Raw genomic sequence first — 2,222 nt, forward strand, 5'->3', positions numbered from 1 at the left:
GGATTTGCGGGATTTGCGGGATTTGCGGGATTTGCGGGATTTGCGGGATTTGCGGGATTTGCGGTACCAGCAGGAGTAGTTATCGGGGCGCCGGCAGCATCTCTGGTGACGGTGTTGGGGTTCGGGGGGGCTGCTGGATTAGCTGTATTGGGGTTATTTCCAGGAGCATTGGCTGGATTTCCGGCTGCGGGAGCCGTTTTTTGGGGAGCAGCGTTAGTACCGCACAAGCTGACTAAATCAAAAGTTGTACCGCTTGGGGTTTCGATGAAGCAAACCGGCACGACGACTCGCGGGTTTGAGGCCCTGGGAAACTGGGCTGTTCCGGGCATGGGACGGCTAAAGGCAGCTTGGGCCATCAGGGGAGTCAAGGCAGCCGATAGAGTGGCTGCAAGGCGCAATAATCTCATCAGCACTTCCTGAAATGTTGTATTTTATTTGCTCCAGTATTGCTTATAAATTGCTAAGTGTCCTCATTCTGAAAGCCGATCGATCTTTTTGACAAATCCCTCTTAATCGGCAGCCAGTGGCTGCAACATCTCGCGCACGCAGAAAGTACACTTAGAAAAAGCTGAGAGTGCCACAGTCGAATCCTCTGACAGAATCATTTGACTCCTGTACCCGTCGTCTGAGGGTTCTCGAAATACATGAAGCTGGCGTTCGTTGATATCTAGCACCCAAAAATCATCAATCCGCGATCGAGCATAGATGTGTCCTTGAGTCTCGCAGTCATTTTGAAGCGTACCATCGGCTATGAAGATCAGCAGATATATTTCCGAGGCGATGGGATGGCGGTCAGCATAGCGTAGTACGTCTGGCATCACAACTGCGATCGACGGTTTTGGTTGGGCGTCGCCTAACTGAATTGGAAGCTGCACCCGCAGCAAAACGTCATCTCCTAACAGCTTTTCCAGCAATTTTTGAATAAGTACGATCGCTGTAGCATAACCGGTTCCCTGTGTTTTCATTTTTTTGTGTATCAGTCCTGCAAATAATTTTACTTGTTGATATGACTGTTGACTGTTGACTGTTGACTGTTAACTGTTGACTGATGACAACCCACAACTAACAACTGCCAACTGCCAACTGCCAACCAACTATTTAGTACCGAATTCGCGGGTCAATGTAAGCATTTAAAACATCAATTACAATGCTAGCAATTACCACAATTCCAGCAAAAAATACCACAATACCTTGAACAGTTGGATAATCCCGCAAACTAATTGCTTCGTAAAGGCGATTTGCCAGCCCCGGCCAAGAAAAAGTAACCTCAGTTAAAATAGCACCGCCCAACAGTGCAGCAAAAGTCAGTCCCAAGACAGTAATTACCGGAATCATGGCATTTTTGAGAGCGTGAGCCCATAAAATCTGCAATTCAGGAATTCCGCGAGCTCGGGCTGCTTCGACATAATCTGCTTGCAAAGTTTGCTTGAGATTCACCCTGACAATTCGCTCAAAAATGCCACTCAAAAGAATGCCCAGCGTCAAACTCGGGAGTGCCAAATAATGCAAACTTGTGAGAAACTGACCGGGGTTAGCACTCAAGAGACTGTCTACAGTGTACAGTCCCGTGTAGCCTTGGGGGGCTCCTAATGTCACCGGAAAGCGAGTTCCCAACGGAAACCAGCCCAACTGTACCGCGAAAATCAACTGCAAAACCATGCCGGCCCAAAAAGCCGGTAGCGAGTAAGTAATAATCCCAAATAAACGGCCTGCTGCATCGAAAATAGTGTTGGGGCGGGATGCTGCGAGGGAACCGATACTGATGCCGACAATTAAAGCTATGGCCATGCTACAAACTGCTAATTCGACTGTAGCGGGGAAATAGTCTCCGATAATTTGCCACACGGTTTGTCCGCGAGTGGTGATGGAGGTTCCCAAGTCGAAGCCCAGCAAGTCTTTCATGTATTTGAGATATTGCTGCCACAGGGGCGCGTCGAGACCGAGTTGGGTTCGCATTGCTGCTTTGGCGGCTGCGGGAGCTCGGGAGCCGAGAATGGCATCTATGGGGTCGCCCGGAGTGGCCCGCAGTAACAAAAATACTGCTGTGGTGATTGTCCACAACATTAGCGGTGCGAGCAGCAAGCGGACAAAAATATAAGATTGCAGGGCTTTGGAACGAGACATAGGATTTGCAGTTGACAGTTGACAGTTGACAGTTGACAGTTGACAGTTGGCAGTTGGCAGTTGACAGTTGGCAGTTGGCAGTTGACAGTTGGCAGTTG

At 49.1% G+C, this 2,222-nt stretch carries 1 protein-coding gene and 2 pseudogenes; all 3 read right to left on the reverse strand.

Going from position 1 to position 2,222, the window contains the following annotated elements; translation table 11 throughout:
• Positions 1–407 (reverse strand): annotated as a pseudogene (locus QT974_RS19325) (hypothetical protein); the annotation flags it as partial.
• Positions 408–509: 102 nt separating this feature from the next.
• Positions 510–989: pseudogene (locus QT974_RS19330) on the reverse strand (Uma2 family endonuclease); the annotation flags it as partial.
• A 109-nt stretch (positions 990–1,098) separates the two neighbouring features.
• The gene (locus QT974_RS19335; RefSeq protein ID WP_333470052.1) at positions 1,099–2,124 is read right to left on the reverse strand and encodes an ABC transporter permease; all 1,026 of its coding nucleotides are present in this window, start codon (positions 2,122–2,124) and stop codon (positions 1,099–1,101) included.
• Positions 2,125–2,222: the final 98 nt, after the last annotated feature.

Origin of the sequence: Microcoleus sp. BM001215392 (genome assembly GCF_036700185.1) — a bacterium.
GTDB lineage: Bacteria > Cyanobacteriota > Cyanobacteriia > Cyanobacteriales > Microcoleaceae > Microcoleus.

Coding starts and splice junctions, on each gene's coding strand:
- QT974_RS19335 (WP_333470052.1), bottom strand. CDS start 2,124: ATGTCTCGTTCCAAAGCCCTGCAATCTTATATTTTTGTCCGCTTGCTG.